We start from the raw sequence: 18353 nt of genomic DNA, 5'->3' as shown, positions 1-18353 counted from the left end.
ATGGCATTAGCTGAGCAAACGAATTGGATATATGAATTTTAAGCCTTTATTATACACTTTACTTTCTGTAATTGTTCTTTCTTCCTGTAAAAGCCGTAAGCCGGTTATTGTAGTTAACAACAGCCAAAAGGTTTATAAAAGCCAGATGGACAGCCTGCTGGATTTAACTAAGGCAATGGATACTGTAGCCCTGGCCGATAGCGCCGGCCATCCTATTCCATCGCAGTTTGTGGCTACCGTGAACTTTAACTTACGCAAGCCCAACTATGTAATTATACATCATACAGCCCAGGATTCTACACAGCAAACGCTCCATACCTTTACCCTGGCCCGCACCCAGGTTAGCGCACACTACGTTGTAGGGCGCGATGGCAAGGTAATTCATATGCTGAACGATTACCTGCGCTCGTGGCATGCCGGCGTTGGCAAGTGGGGTAGTATTACAGACATGAACAGCTGTTCGATAGGTATTGAACTTGATAATAATGGCCTCGAACCTTTTCAGGATGCACAGATTAAAAGCCTGCTTTCGCTGCTAACTTATTTAAAAAAGACATACAATATTCCCACTGCTAACTTTCTTGGCCATTCGGACATTGCCATTCCACGAAAAACCGACCCGAGCGCTTATTTTCCATGGAAAACGCTTGCTCAAAACGGCTTTGGCTTTTGGAGTGATGACGTTTTGGAACTGGCTCCCGAAAACTTTGATTACATAAGCGCCCTGCGTATTATTGGTTATGACACCCAAAAACTGCCAGGAGCCATTACTGCATTTAAACTCCATTTTATTCAAACCGACGTAAAGCCTCAACTTACACAGTTGGATTTAAACGTGCTTTATAATGTTTACAAAAAGTATTGAAATTATCTATGCCTTGATATTGCCATTAAGTATTTGCAGGAAGATGCCTTGTATGGAAGTGTTTAATAACTTTTGTTCGAGTAAAAACAAGGCTTTTAAGGCACTATATAAACAAGAAAAGCCGCTTCAATGAAGCGGCTTTTCTTGTTTTATACTTAATACTTATTTGGCAATTTCAAACACTGCCCTTACCTGGTAATTCAATTTAATTTTCTTAAAGTCGATGTCTGATTGCACAGCGACATCTGCACTTTTAAAGGACATGTTAGAAAACACTTGTCTGCCCATAGGCTCGTTATCTATCTCCTGAATTTCAATTGCACCGCCCAGCTTTTCGCCTATGCTGGTGAGTAGGTAAGTCGCTTTTTCGCGGGCAGCCTGCAAGGCTTTAATCTTCAGGTCGCGGCGCAAGTCCGCTTGTTTCGAATACTCATAACTATCAATACCGGTAGACTGGATGCCTTTGTCATCAACCTTACTTAAGATAGTATTAATGCTGTTCAGGTCGCGCAGCTTAATGCGATACTGTTTGCTGGCCAAAAAATCGGGGTTCTTCTTTTTGTCAATGATAATATTATATGCAGCAATGTTATTTACAGTGAAATCATCCTTAGCAATGCCAGCCTCTGTAACGGCTTTTTGCAGCTGTTTTTCAAGCGTGCTGATGTCCACCTTATTTTTACCGTTCATGTATTCCTTAAGTGCTATAGATACATAAATAATATCGGGGGTAACTTCTTGTTCGGCGCTGCCCATTACCTCAATTTTGCGGCGCAGATCGGTGGTTTGTGCAAACGAAGTAATGGTGATTGTTAATAGAGCGGCTAAAATGAATAGTTTTTTCATAGTTATTATGTGTTAGTTCTGTTGATGTAGACGAAGCCTGCCAACCTAATGTAACAAGCCCGCCTATTTAAATCAATGGACAGTTAGCCGATGAAATAGTTTAGTGAGCTATTGGTCCGAATCATAATTTTACTGAATTAACGAATAACAGTATTGAATAAGCCGGCAGGTGTACTTGTTTCATCTGCACATTTAAGCCTCTACAGCTTATCAATCCGCACCCAGCGCATACCAGCCGCTTCGGCAGCTTGCACACCGGCATTGCCGTCTTCAAACACCAGGCAGTGCCCGGGGGCTACACCCAGCAGTTCGGCCGCTTTCAGAAAAGGGTCGGGGTAGGGTTTGCCGTGCTCGGTTTCGCCAGCGCATACTAGTACCTCCACCAGGTTGTATATGCCCAATATTTGCAACGTCTTTTCAACTGCTATGCGGCTGCTGCCGCTTACTACGGCAATGCGCACTTGGCCTGCATGGTTCTTCAAGTGGTTTACCACATAATCTATCGGTTGGGTTTGCTCAATATACTGCTCCAAAAACAGCTTATATTTTTGTTCTTTAAATTCCTGAGGGTCAAAAGAGGTTTGGTAACGGTGGTTTATTTGTTCTACCACATTCACAATAGGCAGGCCGGCAAACTCGTCAATAATCGCACCGTCTATAGTTACGCCTTTATCAGCTGCTACTTTAATGTAAGTTTCGGTGTGGGCGCCCATGTTATCGGCCAGGGTACCATCGCAATCGTATAAGAAAGCTTTGAAATTTTCCTGACTAATTTTAACCAGGGCATCGTATTTCTGTTGGCTGTTTGTTTCCATAACTATAACCACAAAGTTCTTAAAAATATGCGCCTTGTAAAGCTGATATTAAAGCAACTTTCATAATTACAATTTTCACAATTTCGAACAAATAGCAAATTGTACTTTTAATTGCTGTAAATTCTTTATACGTTTGAAATTTTTGTTGATGTAGCTTCAACAAATTTTTGATCGGATTCCTCTATGCTACGTGTTGACAGCAGCAAACCCTGCCAGCTTATTTATGCACTTGCCCGCCATGAGTACCTCTCGTGGCTGATAGAGCCGCATATTGTTCAGCTCAATCCCAACGGCGAGTTTTCGCTTACACATCAGCGCCTGTTCTCTAACACCGCCCAGGAGTTTAGCAATTGCATAGATGAGACCGACTTGAAGCTCATTAAGCTTCTCGAAGATATGGAGCAGGGGCACATCATTAAAAAATACCATAAAAAGCCCGTGCGCCCGTACGAGTTTTTCAGCAAGGTGTTTAACGATCAGCTTTTCGACGTGATCCGCCCCAAGATTGAAAAGAAAATGGCCGAGGCGCTAAGCCTGATGACCAATAAGAAAATCTTCCTGATGAGCAAGGAGGGCTATCCTGCCGAAAAACAACTGCACCTGGCACAGGAACCGGCCACCGTTCTTTTCCACTTTAAGCGCGATGAGAACGAGATTCGCTATTACCCTACTATTAAATACCAGGGTATGAAGATCGAGTTTATGTTTAAAGGGGCAGATATTGTATGCAACCAGCCGGGCTGGATGATGCTGGACGACACCCTCTACTACTTTGATAAGGATGTGGAAGGCAAAAAACTACAGCCCTTTTTAAACAAGCGCTATATTGCCATTCCGCGCAGTGCCGAACAATCTTACTTCGAAAAGTTTGTGGCTCCCCTTATTGAAAAACACCATGTACATGCCGAGGGCTTTACCATTAATACCGAAAAGTATGATGCCCGGCCGGTGGTTAAACCTATTTACGTAGCGGGCGGCACTTCGCAAATACAACTTTACTTTAAATACGCCGGCTATGTATTTCCTTATGGTGATGGGCGGCAAATTTCGGTTAAGATTGACCGTAACGGCGATACATATACATTCCATCGTATTAAGCGCTCTGTTATCTGGGAAAAAAACAAGCTGCAGCAATTGGAGGATATGGGCCTTACCACCTCGTCGTCGCTGTTTCAGAACCTGGAGGTTAAGCATGAGAATGAGGAGGCCGACCGCTCATTCTCGGTGTTCGACTGGCTCAACCAGCACCATAATCAGTTGGTGGCAGCAGGGTTTGAAATTGAGCAACCCGAGGGTCAGAAACGCTACCTGTTTGGCAGCAGCAAGATTGATTTGCAGGTAAAAGAAAACAACGATTGGTTTGACATTCATGCCATTGTACACTTTGGGCCATACCAAATTCCGTTTATGGATCTGCGTAATCATATCCTTAACCGCAAAAAAGAATTTGTACTCCCTAGCGGCGAGATAGCGGTGATACCCGAAGAATGGTTTTCGCAATATGGCAACCTGCTTAATTTCTCGGAAGGAAACAAGGACCTTAAACTACGTAAACACCATATAGGCCTCATTAATGATTTGGCCGAAGGCGAGCTGGCCAGCATTACCATTAACCGTAAACTACAAAAGCTAACCGACTTTGACGAGCTGGAAGATGTTGATCCGCCGGTAAACTTTGCCGGCAGCTTACGTCCGTATCAAAAGGCAGGCTATAACTGGTTCCACTTTTTAAAAGATTACCATTTTGGCGGCTGCCTGGCCGATGATATGGGCTTGGGTAAAACCATACAAACGCTTGCCCTGCTGCAAAAAAACAAGGAGGACGCCGAGGCTATTGGTGCAACCAGTACATCGCTGCTCATTATGCCTACCTCGTTAATTTATAACTGGATAAATGAGGCTGCCAAGTTTACGCCTTTGTTACGCATGATGGTGCATACCGGCGCCTTTCGCTATAAATCGCCTGATGTATTTGGCAAGTATGATGTGGTGGTTACTACGTACGGCATCAGCCGCATTGATGTGGAACTGTTCAAAGCTTTCTTTTTCGATTATGTAATATTGGATGAAAGTCAGAACATCAAAAACCCTTCGTCCAAATCATACCAGGCGGTTAAGCAGCTTAAATCACGCCACAAACTCATCCTGAGCGGCACACCCGTTGAAAATACAGTGAACGATCTGTGGACGCAAATGTCGTTCATTAACCCGGGCTTATTGGGTAACCAGCAGTTCTTTTTAAACGAGTTTGTAACGCCTATTGAAAAAAAGAAGGATGAGGACAAAGCCCATCGTTTACAGGCGCTTATTAAACCTTTCGTATTGCGTCGCACCAAAGAGCAGGTAGCCACCGAGCTGCCGCCCAAAACCGAGCAGCTGTTTTATTGCCAAATGAGCGATGAACAGAGCGCAGTATACGAAAAGGTAAAATCTGAATACCGCAACGAATTGCTGCAAAGCCTGGAGGATGGCACCTTTGCACAAACACAAATACAGGTGTTACAAGGCCTGATTAAGCTACGCCAGATAGCCAATCACCCCTCTATGATTGATGAAACTTATGAAGGCGATTCGGGCAAGTTTGAGAACGTGGTACACACGCTGGCCAATGTGCTGGATGGAAATCACAAAGTGCTTATCTTCTCGCAGTTTGTAAAGCAGCTCAACATATACAGGCAGTATTTCGATCAGCAAAACATTAAGTATACTTACCTGGATGGCAGTACGCAAAACCGGGGTGAGGTAGTTAAACGTTTTCAGCAGGATGCTAAAACGCAGGTTTTCCTCATCTCCATAAAAGCCGGTGGTGTGGGTTTGAACCTTACTGAAGCCGACTACGTTTTTATACTCGACCCTTGGTGGAACCCCGCTGTAGAACAGCAGGCCATTGACCGTACGCACCGCATTGGCCAAACCAAAAACGTGTTCATTTATAAATTCATTACTAAAGATACGGTAGAAGAAAAGATATTAGCCCTGCAGCAACGCAAACTCAGTGTGGCACGTTCGCTCATTACTACGGAGGAAAGCTTTATCAAGTCATTATCGGCTGATGATATAAGGGAGATATTAGGATAAGCAATCATCCATGTATAAACCATCCTTTTAGAATTTGTTGCAATTGCATATATTGGTATCATTAATTCGCCGTTACTTATTTAAGGCAAGCAATTACCTTTTCGCTTCTACAGCATGTTAGATATCCATAAGCTACCCAAACAACCCAGTGTAGCCATTTCCTTTTGGAATGTGGGTAGCCTGCTGTATTATTCGAGCGCTTTATTTATGCTGGAATCTTTCTTTTACTGGAGCAAGTTTAAAGAAGCTTATGTTAATGAAGCCATTTTATTAAGCCTGTTTTGGCTTGGCAGCGTCCTTTTTGCCTTTAGCCATATTTTTATGGTGGTGATGGATGGATGGTCGCGCTATCAAAATTACAAGCGTATAAAAGATTACCTTTTTGTGCATGGCTTTACGCCCAAAATTGCCCGCTTGTATAAAGGCTCCAAATGCCAGCGCACCGCGTTTTTAGTAGCTGCCCGTGAGCTGGGTATGCAAGATGAAGTGTTACGCTATTACCGCAGGCTTGGTATTAAATGGTATCACTTTGTGCCGCACTTTATGATAAAAGACCCCTTCTTCCTGTTCAAAAAATATTTTTGGTCGCGCACCTTTCTCGAGAAACGTTACGAGCCTAAGTTTAACTACAGGCAGCTGAGGCCTGAAATTTCGCTATAATGCTTACCGGAAACTTGCTTAGCAAAACCTATGCTTCGGGTAAAGCTTTAGATAACGTAACCATTAAAATGGAGCCCGGGCAGATCTGCGGCTTACTCGGTAGAAACGGTGCAGGCAAAACTACATTGTTCCGTATTTTGTGCGGCTTGGTAAAGCCCGATTCAGGCAGTGTTGATATTACCTCAACCCGGCCCAAGCCCATAGGCGGCATTATTGAAAGGCCAGGCTTATATCCTTACCTCAACGCCTATGATAACATTCGCATTTTTGCAGGTATACAAGGCGCCCCGGCTTATAAAACTGCAATCGAACAAACGTTAACCAAAGTTGGCTTACCACTTGACCGCAAAGACCCGGTACGCAACTTTTCATTAGGAATGAAACAGCGCCTGGGTATTGGCATTGCCTTGTTGAATAATCCGGAGTATCTTGTGTTAGACGAACCCTTTTCGGGACTCGACCCAATTGGCGTTGCTTCGCTTATTCATTTGATTCATCAGTTGGCGGCAGATGACGGTATCTCTATCCTGCTTTCATCGCACTTAATGGGAGAGTTGAGCAAGTGCTGTCATTACCTGTATGTAATGGATAGGGGCAGGATGGTAAATGCTGGGCCAACCAACCAGTTAATTAATGATAATATAAGGCACTATAGCCTAACCGGCCCTAACCTTGTAACCTCACAAGCGCTCAAGAACTACGATGTTAAAATGGGCTTAAACGATGCCCGGGTGGCCTGCAACGCCATGCAAATACCAAAACTGCTCCAGGAAATTTTGGCCGAAGGCATACAGATTACGTCATGTACGCCCGAGCTGTCACTCGAGCAATTAGTAAAACAACCGGCATAATGAGGGCACTATTATCTGCAGAATTTCTGAAGTTGGTTAAGCAAAGTAAAACCTATTATGCCCTAGTTGCTATTTTCGTAATTGAGCTGCTTATTTTCATTACCGCCTACTACCAGGGCAGCGCTATATTGGATTTGCTGCTGAACAATCTCCGGCAGTCCTTTTATTTTGAAGGCACCTTGCTTAACGGCAACCTCATCATGTACATTGTGCTCAACTCCCTCTGGTTTAACGTGCCATTGATACTGATGATCGTTACATCGGGCATTGTAACCGATGAGTACAAGGATAATTCAGTACAAACCGTAATGCTGCAGGCGGTAAAAAAATGGAAATTTATGCTGGCTAAATACATAACGGCCGCTGCCTTTACACTGTTTGTAATTGCTGTTATGATGATGAGCACCTTTGCGCTGGCTTACGCCATTTTTGGCAGCGGCGACCTGGTGGTTTACATTGGCACGCTCAACTTTTTCCCGGCTAAAGAGGCATTTCAGCGTATATGCTGGGCTTTTGCATCGGGCAGTGTGGCTATGGTGTTTTACAGCATTGTAAGTATTACCCTGGCTGTTTGCATTAAGGAAGCCGCTAAAACCTGGATTGCCGCAGCACTGTTCCTCATCATTACCAACTTGCTGCTCAAGGCCGATTTTATACCGGCTCAATTTAATCTCTTTTTTTTCCCTAAACTGATTGATACCTGGCAGCAGCTATTTAATTATGAGGCCGATTGGTTTAAAATAGGACTAAACAACCTGATACTTGTACTGTACAGTGTATTGTTTGCGGCGGTGGGTACGTTAATCTTTCAAAAAAAGGATATTGGATGATGAGGATAGTTTATTGCCTGCTGTTTTTACTAAGCGCCCAAGTTATACGGGCTCAAAAGATAGATGCCGATTTAATACGCATTAAACAACGCATGGATTCGGTTAAGCATTTTTCGGCTACGGTAACGCTCGATCTGGATGTGCCTTTTATACGCATGCCTACCAAAAAAGCGCAGATCAAGTACACCAAAGGCAGCCGCATGAAGTTTTCCTCGCAAGATTTTGTAATGCTCCCTAAAAGAGGTCTTGATTTTTCGATGAACGAGATATTCAAGCACCCTTTTATCACCGTGGACAGGGGACAGGAAAAGCGCAATGGCAAAACGCTGAAAGTAATTAACGTTATACCAACCGATGCCCAATCAGACCTGGTGTTGGTTACCTTGTATATGGATGCCCGGGCCAGTCGCATTATGGAATCGGAGATTAATACCCGTAAGGATGGCTCTTATACTTTGTTGATGCAATATGCTGCAGCCAACAACATCCTCCCTAACTATGTAGAAGCCGCATTTGCCATTGAGCGCCTCAAAATCCCTTTCAACTTTATGGGAAAAGACACCAAAATTGATCGCAAAAAAATGCGCAGCATGGATACTAAGACGGGTAAGATCAAGATGCGGTTGAGCAACTACGATATTAAGTTAGGGTAACCGCTTGCGGATTCAGCATAGCATACACGTGTTCATTCCATATTTTACCTCGCTTAACTATTGAATGTTTTATAACACCCTGTTTCTCATAACCTGCTTTTTCTAACACCCGCATTGATGCTGGATTGCCACTGAAAATAAAGGCCTGTATACATATAATGTCAAGGTGCGCAAAGGCATAATTGGTTATCAGTTTTACAGCTTCAGGCATGATGCCCTTACCCCAGTACGCTTCGCCCAACCAGTAACCCAGCAAAGGTGTTTTCTGGTGCACATCCTGACGCATTTCCAAAGCTATGCCGCCAACGGCTTTCCCGTCAACAGCAATAACAAAGTTTACCAATGGGTTCTGGTTCTGCATCAGGTTCACCCAGCTCATGGCATCATCGAGTGTATACGGGTACGGAAAACGGTCGGCCAAAAAAGCACTCACGTTAGGATTATCAGCGTGGTGCTGTATTGATAAGGCATCCTCCAGGTGCCATGGACGTAAAACAAAGCCCGAACCCATTAATTCCATCGTGTAAAAATTGCATTGTAAATTAGCATAAACTTAGCTAAATGCACAATTTGAGGTTATATTTAGGCTGTATTTATCCTTCTCTTCAGCATGAAAAAACTGTTTACGCTTTATTTAATTCTATCTGTAACTGGTGTTAGCGCACAGAAACTCGAAAAGCTAACCATCGAAAAAATAATGAGTGACCCCAAATGGATGGGCACCTCGCCCGATGGCGTAAGATGGAGCGACGATAGTAAGAAGATTTATTTTAACTGGAACTCACAAAACGCTGATCGCAGTAGCCTTTATGCCATTACGCCCGGCAATGTTAAACCGCAACCAGTTAGTTTGGAAGAACGCAAAGCACTAACCGGCAACGGCGTTTGGAATAAAAAGCACACTATAAAATTATTTGAACGTAACGGCGATATTTTCCTGTCAGACTTAAAGCAAGGCAAGGTATTACCGCTTGCCCTTACTACCGACCGCGAAAGCAACCCGGCATTTAGCAGCGATGAAACCAAGGTTTTATTTATGCGCAATGACAACCTATACGCACTCAAGCTAAACGGAGGGGAGCTGGCACAGCTAACCAATTTTACGCGCACGGGCACCGCACCTGCTACGGCAACCGGGTTGGGTCAAAGAGGAGGCAGCCGTCAGGTGGGAGGGCAACAAGGCGCTGCGATAGCAGGCAATCCGCAGGAACGCTGGCTGCGTAACCAGCAAACCGAACTTTTTGAAGTAGTGCGCGAAAAGGCCAAAAATGACCGCCTAGATGCCGCTGAGCGTCGGGAACTACAGTCCAAAGCTTTAAAATCCATACCTATTGGCGAGCAGTCACTTAGCTTTGTGCAGCTTAGCCCTAATGGCCGTTATATCACCTACCGCCTCATAAAAGCGGCTGATGGTGCCAAAATTACCCAGGTACCTGCTTATGTAAATGCTTCGGGCTTTACCGAGGATATCCCCAACCGTACAAAAGTTGGCAGCCCGCAATCCAGCTCGCAATCTTTTATATTTGATACGCAGCGTGATACCGTTTATTCCATATCTACTAAAGAGATACCGGGCATTAAAGACTTACCCGATTATGTAAAGGATTACCCCAAGCAGTTGGATGAGCGTACCAAAAGTAACGAAGACCGTAAAGTTGTTGTACAAGGCCCTATTTGGAGCCCCAACTCACAGTATGCCATAGCTATTGTTACCGCACAGGATAACAAAGACCGCTGGGTGATGAAGCTCGACCCGACTACAGGTAAGCTAAGCTTACTGGATCGCCAACACGATGAAGCCTGGATTGGCGGCCCGGGCATTGGCGGCGGCGGGTTCAGTGCGGGCAGCACGGGCTGGCTGGATAATACGCATTTCTATTTTCAAAGTGAAGCTAGCGGTTACTCTCACATTTATACAGTTGATGTAAACACCGGCGCTAAAAAGCAGCTAACCAGTGGTAAATGGGAAGTATCTGGCTTAAGTTTATCGGTCGATAAAAAGAGCTTTTACTTTACCGGCAATTTAGAGCATCCGGGCATTACGCACTATTACCGCCTGCCGGTAACAGGGGGTATACCGGTTAAACTCACCAGCCTTAAAGGTGGTAACGAGGTTGAGCTATCTCCCGATGAGAAGTGGCTGGCTATACGTTATTCTTATTCTAACAAGCCCTGGGAGCTATATATACAGCCTAACAAGGCGGGCGCTAAGCCAATTAAGGTAACGCAGTCCATATCGGCTGAGTTTAACTCCTATGCCTGGCGCGAACCGGAAATGGTGACCTTTAAAAACCGTTACGGCATTGATGTTTACGCACGTGTGTATACGCCCAAAATAGCGCACCCAGCCAAACCGGCCGTTGTTTTTGTGCATGGCGCCGGTTATCTGCAAAACGTACATTACTGGTGGAGCTCCTATTTTAGGGAGTACATGTTTAATAATATGCTCGCCGATAACGGTTATACCGTAATTGATATTGATTACACAGGCAGTGCCGGCTACGGCCGCAACTGGCGCACCGGCATTTACCGCCACATGGGCGGTAAGGACTTGGATGACCAGGTAGATGGTGTAAAGTTTTTGGTTGAAAAATATGGCGTGAACCCCAAACACGTGGGTATGTATGGCGGCTCGTATGGCGGTTTCATGACCCTAATGGCCATGTTTACCCAACCCGATGTTATTGCCGCAGGTGCCGCCCTGCGCTCTGTAACCGATTGGGCGCATTACAACCATGGCTATACCGCTAATATTTTGAATGAGCCTTACAATGACGAAAACGCTTACAAGCAAAGCTCGCCTATTTATTTTGCAAACGGCTTAAAGGGCCGCTTGCTGATGGCCCACGGTATGGTAGATGTAAACGTAAATTACCAGGACATTGTCCGCCTTTCGCAAAAGCTAATTGAGCTGCACAAAAACAATTGGGAACTAGCTTCTTACCCGGTTGAAGACCATGGTTTTGTACAACCTAGTAGCTGGACCGATGAGTATAAGCGCATTTACAAATTGTTTGAAGAAACGCTTAAGCAGCAATAGCTCATAAACACAAATATTAATGAATACTACAGGGAAATTCACTTGAACTGATAAGTGGTATGCTTTGCATAACACAAGGTTGTTTATTAGTATTTGTAGCCAACAATAAATGTAATTAGCATTGGTATTATCTTTCCGCTTCTCAAACTCATTTTTTACTCAATTGTAATGAAGTAGGCACTAACAAGAGATGTGATTGCTTACTTAAAACAATAAGAAAATGAAATACAGAATATTAGGCAATACGGGCATACAGCTTTCGGCTATAGGTTTAGGGTGTATGAGTATGAGCCATGCCTATGGCGAACCCAATGATGAGGAATCGATAGCCACCCTGCACCGGGCGCTTGATTTAGGCGTTAACTTTTGGGACACGGCAGATGTTTACGGCAACGGCAAAAACGAGGAACTGATATCTAAGGTGCTGGTACCAAACCGCGATAAAATATTTATAGCAACTAAGTTTGGCTTCAGAGCGAATGCCGATGGCAAAGGCATGTCGTTTGACGGTTCGCCGGCCTACATGAAACAGGCCGTTGAAGCCAGTTTGAAACGGTTAGGAGTTGATGTGATAGATTTGTATTACGCCCACCGTATTGACCCTAACATACTGGTTGAAGAAATGGTTGGCGCCATGGCTGAACTGGTAAAAGAAGGAAAAGTGCGTTACCTGGGCTTATCAGAAGCATCGGCCAACTCAGTGCGCAAGGCGCATGCTGTGCATCCAATCAGCGCGCTACAGAGCGAGTACTCATTACTCACGCGCGAGCCGGAAGAAAATGTGCTTCCACTTTGCAAAGAATTAGGTATAAGCTTTGTTCCGTTTAGTCCGCTGGCGCGTGGCTTGGTTACCAACACGCTAAACACCAATGAGCTAAAGGAGGGCGATTTCCGAAAAACCCTGCCACGTTACCAGGAGCAGTACCAGGAAAACAACAGCAAGCTTACCGCCGGTTTTGCCCAAATAGCTGCCGGCAAACAATGCACACCATCGCAACTGGCCCTGGCTTGGGTACTGGCGCAAGGCGAGCACATTATACCTATACCGGGCACCAAAAGACGTAAGTACCTCGAAGAAAATGCAGGATGCACCGATGTAACCTTAACCGATACCGATTTTAAAAACATTGAGGAACTGCTGGCCAAATACCCCAATACCGGCGACCGCTACAGCGAAGCGAACTGGAAACAGGTTGACAGGAGTTAAGAATATTTCACACTGTTATTACAGCGATATTAAAAAGGCTTTTAACTATAATTAATGATGACTGCATTACAAGCGAACCATTGCTGAAGATACTGTACTCCTGTTACCATACCCGCAGCCTGGACTCTTTGCATACTCAACCGGCCGCAGCCTGGCTACCTTTAAGCGCGATTTTGAGAAAACGTTTTTCATACCACGCCCAGCCGCTGGCTGCAACAACATGCCTGCGGGAGGCTTACCATCTCCTTGAAGGAAAAGGCCGCCGCCCGTCCGAGGTTTTGCTTGAGCACCTGTCTCACTTTTCATTCGCCTTTAAAAAGGCCTACGATATGGCGCCCTCAACGATGTTATTTTAATAGAACAACAAAAGGCTCCTGGTTGGAGCCTTTTGTGTTAATCCTAAATGCTTGCTACAAATGGGGCTTTATGCACATAGGTAGCACTACTTAGTTCCTGTGCTATAAAAGCCGCCAGGTCTGCTGTACTAATTACATCGCCCGGGCAATCATGTAAATTTATGGCAAGATTTCGTCGCTGTTCCGTTTGTTCAATCCAGGGCAGGCGTATCATAGTCCATTCTAATGTAGATTGTGATAACAATTGATAAGCTTGCTGCTTATCGTTAACCACATCAGGGTAATGTTGTCGCATCCAGTTGCTTTTGGCTTGGTTGGCTTCGCTTTTATGATCACCTTGCACGTCAACCGTTAGTCCGGATAAAAAAATGTATCGCTTTATATTATGCTGCTGCATAGCGTTAATGACATGCCGCGCTGCCAAAGCCGACACAAGCGGCTCGCCGGGTGTTTGCCCAAGGGCGCTTACTACCGCTGTGCAACCTGCTGTCCAATCCGAAACCGTCTCAGCATCGCGCACATCGCCAGGTACAATTACTAACTTAGGGTGTCGAAAATCTAAACCATCTGGCTTGCGCAGCAACGCTTTAACTGTGTAACCTCGATTTATAAGGTGTTTAAGAATATATCTACCAGCTTTGCCGGTAGCGCCCAAAAGCGCTATAGTTGTGTTCTTCATTTTTTTGTCTTTATAAATATTCAATGAATGCTCCAAAAATTTGAGCATAAGAAGGGAGTCCGGACTAACCTGTTAATCCGTTTTTGTAAGAAAGATATATTTTATAAAGACAGTAGAATGCCGTAAAGATAAAGACTGTTGATAATGTTTCAGTTGTTCGAGAAAATTTATATATCGCCCTCCTGATATTTTTGATAAGTTTCAACAAAGTCATGAAGGCCCGCCTGTGCATATTTTTCAATCTCCCGGTCTAAGTGCCCATACTGCCGGGCATAATAAGGGCCTGACGCATGAAAGCAAACCGCATTTTTAATAATGCCCGATTTTAGCCCCAATTTTTCTCTGAAAGCAGTTGCTAAAAAGCCGTCCTCGCCAGTCTTCATATTAATATCGGCGAACATAAATTTCCACCAGAGCTTGCGGTACTGTTTCTTTCTAAAACAAGTACACCAGCCGCCCGTTGGGCCATGTTGTATGGTCTTACCATCAATCGTCTCTTCTGTGTAATGCTCAGCAGGTGGTTTCGCCCCATTGGTAAATTCATCCTGGATAACGTTGAGCGCAACAAAACCATAATTGGAAAACGTTTGCATGTAATCGGCAAAAATGCTGTCCATATTTTTCGGAAAGGCCAGCACATCGTCATCAACCACTACAATATACTCGCCCCTGGCGTAACCAAATAGCTTTTTGTAAGAACTTAAGCCGTAGTTCTTTTTACGGCGAATAATGCGTATTAATTTATTGGCCTTGTAACGGTCAAGCACTTCGCCCGTTTTATCGGTAGAGCCATTGTCCATCACAATAATTTCGCATTGTATTGGGTTAGCCAGGCTGTTAGTTAATTCTTCCAGGCATTTCTCCAAAAATTTATAACGGTTCCAGGTCAGAACAACGAAGCTGAATTTCATATTATTTATAATAAGGGGGGCATTGCTTGAAAGTAAGAGTTGTTGGGTACGAATATATTCTTAAAGTGCCACAGAGAGGCCTTAAAATAACGCAAAATTTAAAATACCTATCTTTGCCACATGGAGATTTTAGATCCAAACCTGCAGCTTTACCTCGAAACGCATTGCGATACCGAGCCCGAAGCGCTTAAGAAAATTAACCGCAACACTCACTTAAAGCAATTAAAGCCTCATATGTTGAGTGGGCATTACCAGGGCCGCTTACTGAGTATGCTGAGCAAATTAGTGCAACCAAAACTGGTTTTAGAAGTTGGCGCATTTACCGGCTACGCTACCATTTGCCTGGCCGAAGGGCTGGCAGAGGGCGGAAAAGTGCATACCATTGAAGGCAACCCCGAACTGGAAGAAACGCTGCGCAACAATTTCGAACTGGCTGACGTACAAGACCGTATAGAGCTTTACATAGGCGACGCCCGGGAGGTTATATTTGGATTTACAGAAAATATTTACGACCTTGCCTTCATCGACGCAGATAAGAAAAGCAATTTGGCTTACTTTGAGTTGATAATTGACAAATTACGACCGGGAGGTTTAATAATAATTGATAACGTTTTGTGGAAAGGTAAGGTATACGGCGATGCTAAGGATGCCGACACCGAACTTTTCAGAAAACTAAATGACACAATAGCTGTTAACACACAGGTTGAAAAAATAATTCTTCCTGTACGCGATGGCGTATTGATCATCAGAAAAAAGTAAATTATGAAGAAAATCTTACTGTTTGCATGTTTGCTAACTTCCACCTTTGCAGCTTCAGCACAAAAAAACACTTCGAAATCCTATATCGATAAGTTCAAAGATAATGCCATTCGCATTATGCACGAGAGCGGTGTGCCGGCCAGCATCATTTTAGCTATAGCCATGCACGAAAGTGCCAGCGGAAACAGCAAATTAGCACGTACGCAAAACAATCATTTTGGTGTAAAAGGCAGAAGCCCTGTATCCTATACCGGACGCAAGCCCACCAGATCATCCTACAAACAGTACGACTCTGACGCAGATTCGTTCCAGGATTTTGCCCGTATCATGACAGAGCGCAAGCAATTCAGCCACTTATCGCAATCGCTTTCGCATTATGATTACAAAAGCTGGGTAAAAGGGATACAGCGCAGTGGCTACGCCAGCAGCAAAAAGTGGGGCGCGCAAGTACTGGGCTTGATTAACAAATACGAGCTGCATGCCTATGATGAGCAGCCCGACTCTGTAAAAGCTGCCGAACCAAAGAGGCACTAAGCATAAATCAATAATCTACAATAATGTCATCTCGAACAATAGTGAGAGATCTTGTTCAAATTATAAGCCACTGGCTTAAAACAAGATTTCTGATTATGAATCGAAATGACATTTTTATTTACAGACACTTTTTTCCGCTACTCTGCCTGTCGCATATCCAAATTTTTAAATCGTGATTAAGAATACCTTATACCTGCTGTTGATTACTGCATTGCTTTCATCCTGCTCAACCCGTAAACGTGTGCAAGGCAGTAGCAATGTAAACCGTGATGCCAAAAGTGAGGCGGCTAAACGGAACAACGAGCGGGTACGTAACGAGAATCAGAGCGCTATAAACGGTTATTCAAAATATACGGTTACCTCCTACATTGATCGCTTTAAAGGCATTGCCATAAAAGAGATGAACTTATATGGCATACCAGCCAGTGTTACCCTGGCGCAAGGGTTGTTTGAATCGGGCTTCGGCAATGGTGAGTTGGCGCGTGTAGCTAATAACCACTTTGGCATTAAATGTACCAGCGACTGGGCCGGTCGCAGCTATTATAAGGATGACGACAACCCAAACGATTGCTTTAGGGTTTACAATAATCCTGAAGACTCCTACCGCGATCATTCTGAATTTTTGAAACGCAAACGCTATGCAAGGTTGTTTGAGTTAGATAAGAATGATTATGAAGGTTGGGCTTATGGTTTAAAAGAATGTGGTTATGCAACCAACCCGCAGTACCCCCAGCTTATCATCAACGCCATAAAAAAATATGGCCTCGACCAATATGACCGGCCAGAGGGCGAACTGGCTAAAATTAAACGTGAAGACCGCGTACTGAGCCAAATTAATCAAAACATAGGTAAATCGGTTAAAGACTCGCTCATACGAACCGCCCCTGCTAATAAACTATATACGGTAACCACCGGCGATACACTTTATTCTATCTCCAAGCGTTTTGGCCTTACTGTTGACGAACTGAAGGCGCTGAACAATATGTTTGATAACAACATTAAAATAGGCCAGCCACTTATTGTAGGTAAGTAATTTATAGAGCGGATGTGCAGCCTAATTAAACCAATGGTGTTAAAAATGGTTAAATTTAGCAGCTAAGTGTTTATAATCTGTTATCTCTGCAAATCCGTTTAAGTCTGGGTGTTTTAATGAAACTATGGTTAAGTATTATTTTTTGCCTTGCGGCAATCCACGTGTTTGCACAGGATAAACCTGTTGCTGGCCTGGTGTTTGACCAAAACACCCACGAGCGTATAGCCAAAGTAAACGTACGTAACCTGCGCAACGGCCAATCGGTATATAATAATTTGAAGGCCGAGTTTAAAATAATGGCACGGCCGGGCGATGTGCTAATCATTAGCAAGCAAAATTATTTTTCTGATACCATTACACTGAAAAGCTATGCCGACCAGATGGTGTACCTTAAAGCCAGCAGCATTATGCTAAATGAGGTGAACGTGCGCGACACTGTGCTAAGCGCGCAAAAAAAGCTGGAAAAAACCAAACGCGATTACAGCAAAATATACGGCTCGCTCAGTAACCGCGATTTACTAACCGTATCGCCCGGAGGCGGTGCTGGTATTGGTATTGATGCTATTTGGAACATGATTAGCAAAAGCGGCCGCAACGCCGAGCACTTGCGCCAGATTATTGAGCAGGATTACAAGATAAACGTAATAGACCAGCGCTTTAACAAAACCTTTGTACAACAGCTAACTGGCTTGCAGGAGCCGCAACTCACCAATTTTATGGTAAAGTACCGGCCCAGCTATTATATGGCTACCACCGCGTCCGACTACGAGTTTGCCAGTTACATTAAAGCAAACCTCAAGCGTTTTTTACGTTACCCTAATGCGGCTTCCATGCCCTCGCTTAAATAAAATATGGGTTACCCTGTTGTTATCGCACCTTTTTTAAAAGTAGATGGTATGGCGCTGTTTCCTTTTATACTGGTAAAAAGCCAAAGGCTTAAACAAGATCAGGTACTCATCAGGCATGAAACTATTCACCTCAAGCAGGCATTGGAGTTGTTGATTATTCCTTTTTACATGCTGTATCTTGTAAATTATCTCATAAACCGGTTTAAGTACCCAGGTCACCAGCAGGCGTATGAACAAATAATTTTTGAACGTGAGGCTTACCGTAACGAGCGCAACATACACTACCTTAAAAACCGCCCTTTTTGTGCCTGGTTAAGGTATATGAACAAGTAAAAGCAATCTAATTGAAATGATATTTTAATAAAAAGCGCGTTTTTGCGTTATTTGT

The 18353-nt window shown here is 44.0% G+C and carries 19 protein-coding genes; 14 read left to right on the top strand and 5 right to left on the bottom strand.

The window, feature by feature from the left end:
• The first annotated feature begins 31 nt into the window (after positions 1–31).
• Positions 32–865 (top strand): N-acetylmuramoyl-L-alanine amidase, encoded by an 834-nt coding sequence (locus tag ABDD95_RS00375; RefSeq protein ID WP_345949918.1) that lies wholly within the window; start codon positions 32–34, stop codon positions 863–865.
• Between the two features lie 162 nt (positions 866–1027).
• Here the strand turns inward: ABDD95_RS00375 and ABDD95_RS00370 are convergent, their stop codons facing one another.
• Entirely contained in the window at positions 1028–1711 is a 684-nt protein-coding gene (locus ABDD95_RS00370; RefSeq protein ID WP_345949917.1) for an SIMPL domain-containing protein, read from the bottom strand.
• Positions 1712–1911: 200 nt separating this feature from the next.
• Positions 1912–2526, bottom strand: coding sequence for an HAD family phosphatase (locus ABDD95_RS00365; protein ID WP_345949916.1), 615 nt, complete (start codon positions 2524–2526; stop codon positions 1912–1914).
• 183 nt (positions 2527–2709) lie between these two features.
• Between ABDD95_RS00365 and ABDD95_RS00360 the strand changes: the two genes are divergently transcribed.
• The 5 genes from ABDD95_RS00360 to ABDD95_RS00340 all read left to right on the top strand — a co-directional run bounded on the left by ABDD95_RS00360 (position 2710) and on the right by ABDD95_RS00340 (position 8598).
• The gene (locus ABDD95_RS00360) at positions 2710–5604 is read left to right on the top strand and encodes an SNF2-related protein (protein WP_345949915.1); all 2895 of its coding nucleotides are present in this window, start codon (positions 2710–2712) and stop codon (positions 5602–5604) included.
• A gap of 114 nt (positions 5605–5718) precedes the next feature.
• A complete protein-coding gene (locus ABDD95_RS00355; protein WP_345949914.1) occupies positions 5719–6264 on the top strand; it encodes a hypothetical protein in 546 nt (181 codons plus the stop codon).
• Positions 6264–7115, top strand: coding sequence for an ABC transporter ATP-binding protein (locus ABDD95_RS00350; protein WP_345949913.1), 852 nt, complete (start codon positions 6264–6266; stop codon positions 7113–7115). The genes ABDD95_RS00355 and ABDD95_RS00350 overlap by 1 nt, the downstream gene beginning before the upstream one ends.
• The gene (locus ABDD95_RS00345; RefSeq protein WP_345949912.1) at positions 7115–7945 is read left to right on the top strand and encodes an ABC transporter permease; all 831 of its coding nucleotides are present in this window, start codon (positions 7115–7117) and stop codon (positions 7943–7945) included. Before ABDD95_RS00350 ends, ABDD95_RS00345 begins: the two co-directional genes overlap by 1 nt.
• Positions 7942–8598, top strand: coding sequence for a hypothetical protein (locus ABDD95_RS00340; RefSeq protein WP_345949911.1), 657 nt, complete (start codon positions 7942–7944; stop codon positions 8596–8598). Before ABDD95_RS00345 ends, ABDD95_RS00340 begins: the two co-directional genes overlap by 4 nt.
• On the opposite strand, the gene ABDD95_RS00335 is transcribed toward ABDD95_RS00340, so the two are convergent.
• The gene (locus tag ABDD95_RS00335; RefSeq protein WP_345949910.1) at positions 8585–9118 is read right to left on the bottom strand and encodes a GNAT family protein; all 534 of its coding nucleotides are present in this window, start codon (positions 9116–9118) and stop codon (positions 8585–8587) included. The two genes, ABDD95_RS00340 and ABDD95_RS00335, sit on opposite strands and share 14 nt — an antisense overlap.
• A gap of 90 nt (positions 9119–9208) precedes the next feature.
• Here ABDD95_RS00335 and ABDD95_RS00330 point away from each other — a divergent pair, with 90 nt between their 5' ends.
• The 3 genes from ABDD95_RS00330 (at position 9209) to ABDD95_RS00320 (ending at position 13201) form a co-directional block, all read left to right on the top strand.
• Positions 9209–11638 carry a prolyl oligopeptidase family serine peptidase gene (locus tag ABDD95_RS00330; protein WP_345949909.1) on the top strand — a complete coding sequence of 810 codons (2430 nt, stop codon included), beginning with the start codon at positions 9209–9211 and terminating at the stop codon, positions 11636–11638.
• A gap of 220 nt (positions 11639–11858) precedes the next feature.
• Positions 11859–12845, top strand: a complete 987-nt coding sequence (locus tag ABDD95_RS00325; protein WP_345949908.1) for an aldo/keto reductase — start codon at positions 11859–11861, stop codon at positions 12843–12845.
• 80 nt (positions 12846–12925) lie between these two features.
• Positions 12926–13201: a hypothetical protein gene (locus ABDD95_RS00320; protein WP_352432924.1), complete on the top strand. Its 276-nt coding sequence runs from the start codon at positions 12926–12928 to the stop codon at positions 13199–13201.
• Between the two features lie 43 nt (positions 13202–13244).
• Here ABDD95_RS00320 and ABDD95_RS00315 read toward each other — a convergent pair whose 3' ends face one another.
• Together ABDD95_RS00315 and ABDD95_RS00310 are read right to left on the bottom strand one after the other, a co-directional pair.
• Positions 13245–13880, bottom strand: a complete 636-nt coding sequence (locus tag ABDD95_RS00315; RefSeq protein WP_345949906.1) for an NAD(P)H-binding protein — start codon at positions 13878–13880, stop codon at positions 13245–13247.
• Positions 13881–14047: 167 nt separating this feature from the next.
• Positions 14048–14791 (bottom strand): glycosyltransferase family 2 protein, encoded by a 744-nt coding sequence (locus ABDD95_RS00310; RefSeq protein WP_345949905.1) that lies wholly within the window; start codon positions 14789–14791, stop codon positions 14048–14050.
• Between the two features lie 120 nt (positions 14792–14911).
• Here ABDD95_RS00310 and ABDD95_RS00305 point away from each other — a divergent pair, with 120 nt between their 5' ends.
• The 5 genes from ABDD95_RS00305 (at position 14912) to ABDD95_RS00285 (ending at position 18298) form a co-directional block, all read left to right on the top strand.
• Positions 14912–15550: an O-methyltransferase gene (locus ABDD95_RS00305; protein ID WP_345949904.1), complete on the top strand. Its 639-nt coding sequence runs from the start codon at positions 14912–14914 to the stop codon at positions 15548–15550.
• A gap of 3 nt (positions 15551–15553) precedes the next feature.
• Positions 15554–16084, top strand: coding sequence for a glucosaminidase domain-containing protein (locus ABDD95_RS00300; RefSeq protein ID WP_345949903.1), 531 nt, complete (start codon positions 15554–15556; stop codon positions 16082–16084).
• Between the two features lie 172 nt (positions 16085–16256).
• Complete coding sequence (locus ABDD95_RS00295) at positions 16257–17117, top strand: glucosaminidase domain-containing protein (RefSeq protein ID WP_345949902.1); 861 nt, start codon at positions 16257–16259, stop codon at positions 17115–17117.
• A 116-nt stretch (positions 17118–17233) separates the two neighbouring features.
• Positions 17234–17965: a hypothetical protein gene (locus tag ABDD95_RS00290; RefSeq protein WP_345949901.1), complete on the top strand. Its 732-nt coding sequence runs from the start codon at positions 17234–17236 to the stop codon at positions 17963–17965.
• A gap of 3 nt (positions 17966–17968) precedes the next feature.
• The gene (locus ABDD95_RS00285; protein WP_345949900.1) at positions 17969–18298 is read left to right on the top strand and encodes a hypothetical protein; all 330 of its coding nucleotides are present in this window, start codon (positions 17969–17971) and stop codon (positions 18296–18298) included.
• The last annotated feature ends 55 nt before the right edge of the window (positions 18299–18353 follow it).

This window comes from Mucilaginibacter sp. PAMB04274, assembly GCF_039634385.2.
Lineage (GTDB): Bacteria > Bacteroidota > Bacteroidia > Sphingobacteriales > Sphingobacteriaceae > Mucilaginibacter.
This window is presented reverse-complemented; position numbering and strand designations above follow the sequence as displayed.

What these genes read in the sequence shown, in the direction of transcription:
- ABDD95_RS00310 (WP_345949905.1), bottom strand. Translation starts at nt 14,791, where the DNA reads ATGAAATTCAGCTTCGTTGTTCTGACCTGGAACCGTTATAAATTTTTG.
- ABDD95_RS00370 (WP_345949917.1), bottom strand. Translation starts at nt 1,711, where the DNA reads ATGAAAAAACTATTCATTTTAGCCGCTCTATTAACAATCACCATTACT.
- ABDD95_RS00375 (WP_345949918.1), top strand. Translation starts at nt 32, where the DNA reads ATGAATTTTAAGCCTTTATTATACACTTTACTTTCTGTAATTGTTCTT.
- ABDD95_RS00315 (WP_345949906.1), bottom strand. Translation starts at nt 13,880, where the DNA reads ATGAAGAACACAACTATAGCGCTTTTGGGCGCTACCGGCAAAGCTGGT.
- ABDD95_RS00345 (WP_345949912.1), top strand. Translation starts at nt 7,115, where the DNA reads ATGAGGGCACTATTATCTGCAGAATTTCTGAAGTTGGTTAAGCAAAGT.
- ABDD95_RS00325 (WP_345949908.1), top strand. Translation starts at nt 11,859, where the DNA reads ATGAAATACAGAATATTAGGCAATACGGGCATACAGCTTTCGGCTATA.
- ABDD95_RS00340 (WP_345949911.1), top strand. Translation starts at nt 7,942, where the DNA reads ATGATGAGGATAGTTTATTGCCTGCTGTTTTTACTAAGCGCCCAAGTT.
- ABDD95_RS00330 (WP_345949909.1), top strand. Translation starts at nt 9,209, where the DNA reads ATGAAAAAACTGTTTACGCTTTATTTAATTCTATCTGTAACTGGTGTT.
- ABDD95_RS00350 (WP_345949913.1), top strand. Translation starts at nt 6,264, where the DNA reads ATGCTTACCGGAAACTTGCTTAGCAAAACCTATGCTTCGGGTAAAGCT.
- ABDD95_RS00305 (WP_345949904.1), top strand. Translation starts at nt 14,912, where the DNA reads ATGGAGATTTTAGATCCAAACCTGCAGCTTTACCTCGAAACGCATTGC.
- ABDD95_RS00355 (WP_345949914.1), top strand. Translation starts at nt 5,719, where the DNA reads ATGTTAGATATCCATAAGCTACCCAAACAACCCAGTGTAGCCATTTCC.
- ABDD95_RS00365 (WP_345949916.1), bottom strand. Translation starts at nt 2,526, where the DNA reads ATGGAAACAAACAGCCAACAGAAATACGATGCCCTGGTTAAAATTAGT.
- ABDD95_RS00285 (WP_345949900.1), top strand. Translation starts at nt 17,969, where the DNA reads ATGGGTTACCCTGTTGTTATCGCACCTTTTTTAAAAGTAGATGGTATG.
- ABDD95_RS00290 (WP_345949901.1), top strand. Translation starts at nt 17,234, where the DNA reads ATGAAACTATGGTTAAGTATTATTTTTTGCCTTGCGGCAATCCACGTG.
- ABDD95_RS00360 (WP_345949915.1), top strand. Translation starts at nt 2,710, where the DNA reads ATGCTACGTGTTGACAGCAGCAAACCCTGCCAGCTTATTTATGCACTT.
- ABDD95_RS00335 (WP_345949910.1), bottom strand. Translation starts at nt 9,118, where the DNA reads ATGGAATTAATGGGTTCGGGCTTTGTTTTACGTCCATGGCACCTGGAG.
- ABDD95_RS00300 (WP_345949903.1), top strand. Translation starts at nt 15,554, where the DNA reads ATGAAGAAAATCTTACTGTTTGCATGTTTGCTAACTTCCACCTTTGCA.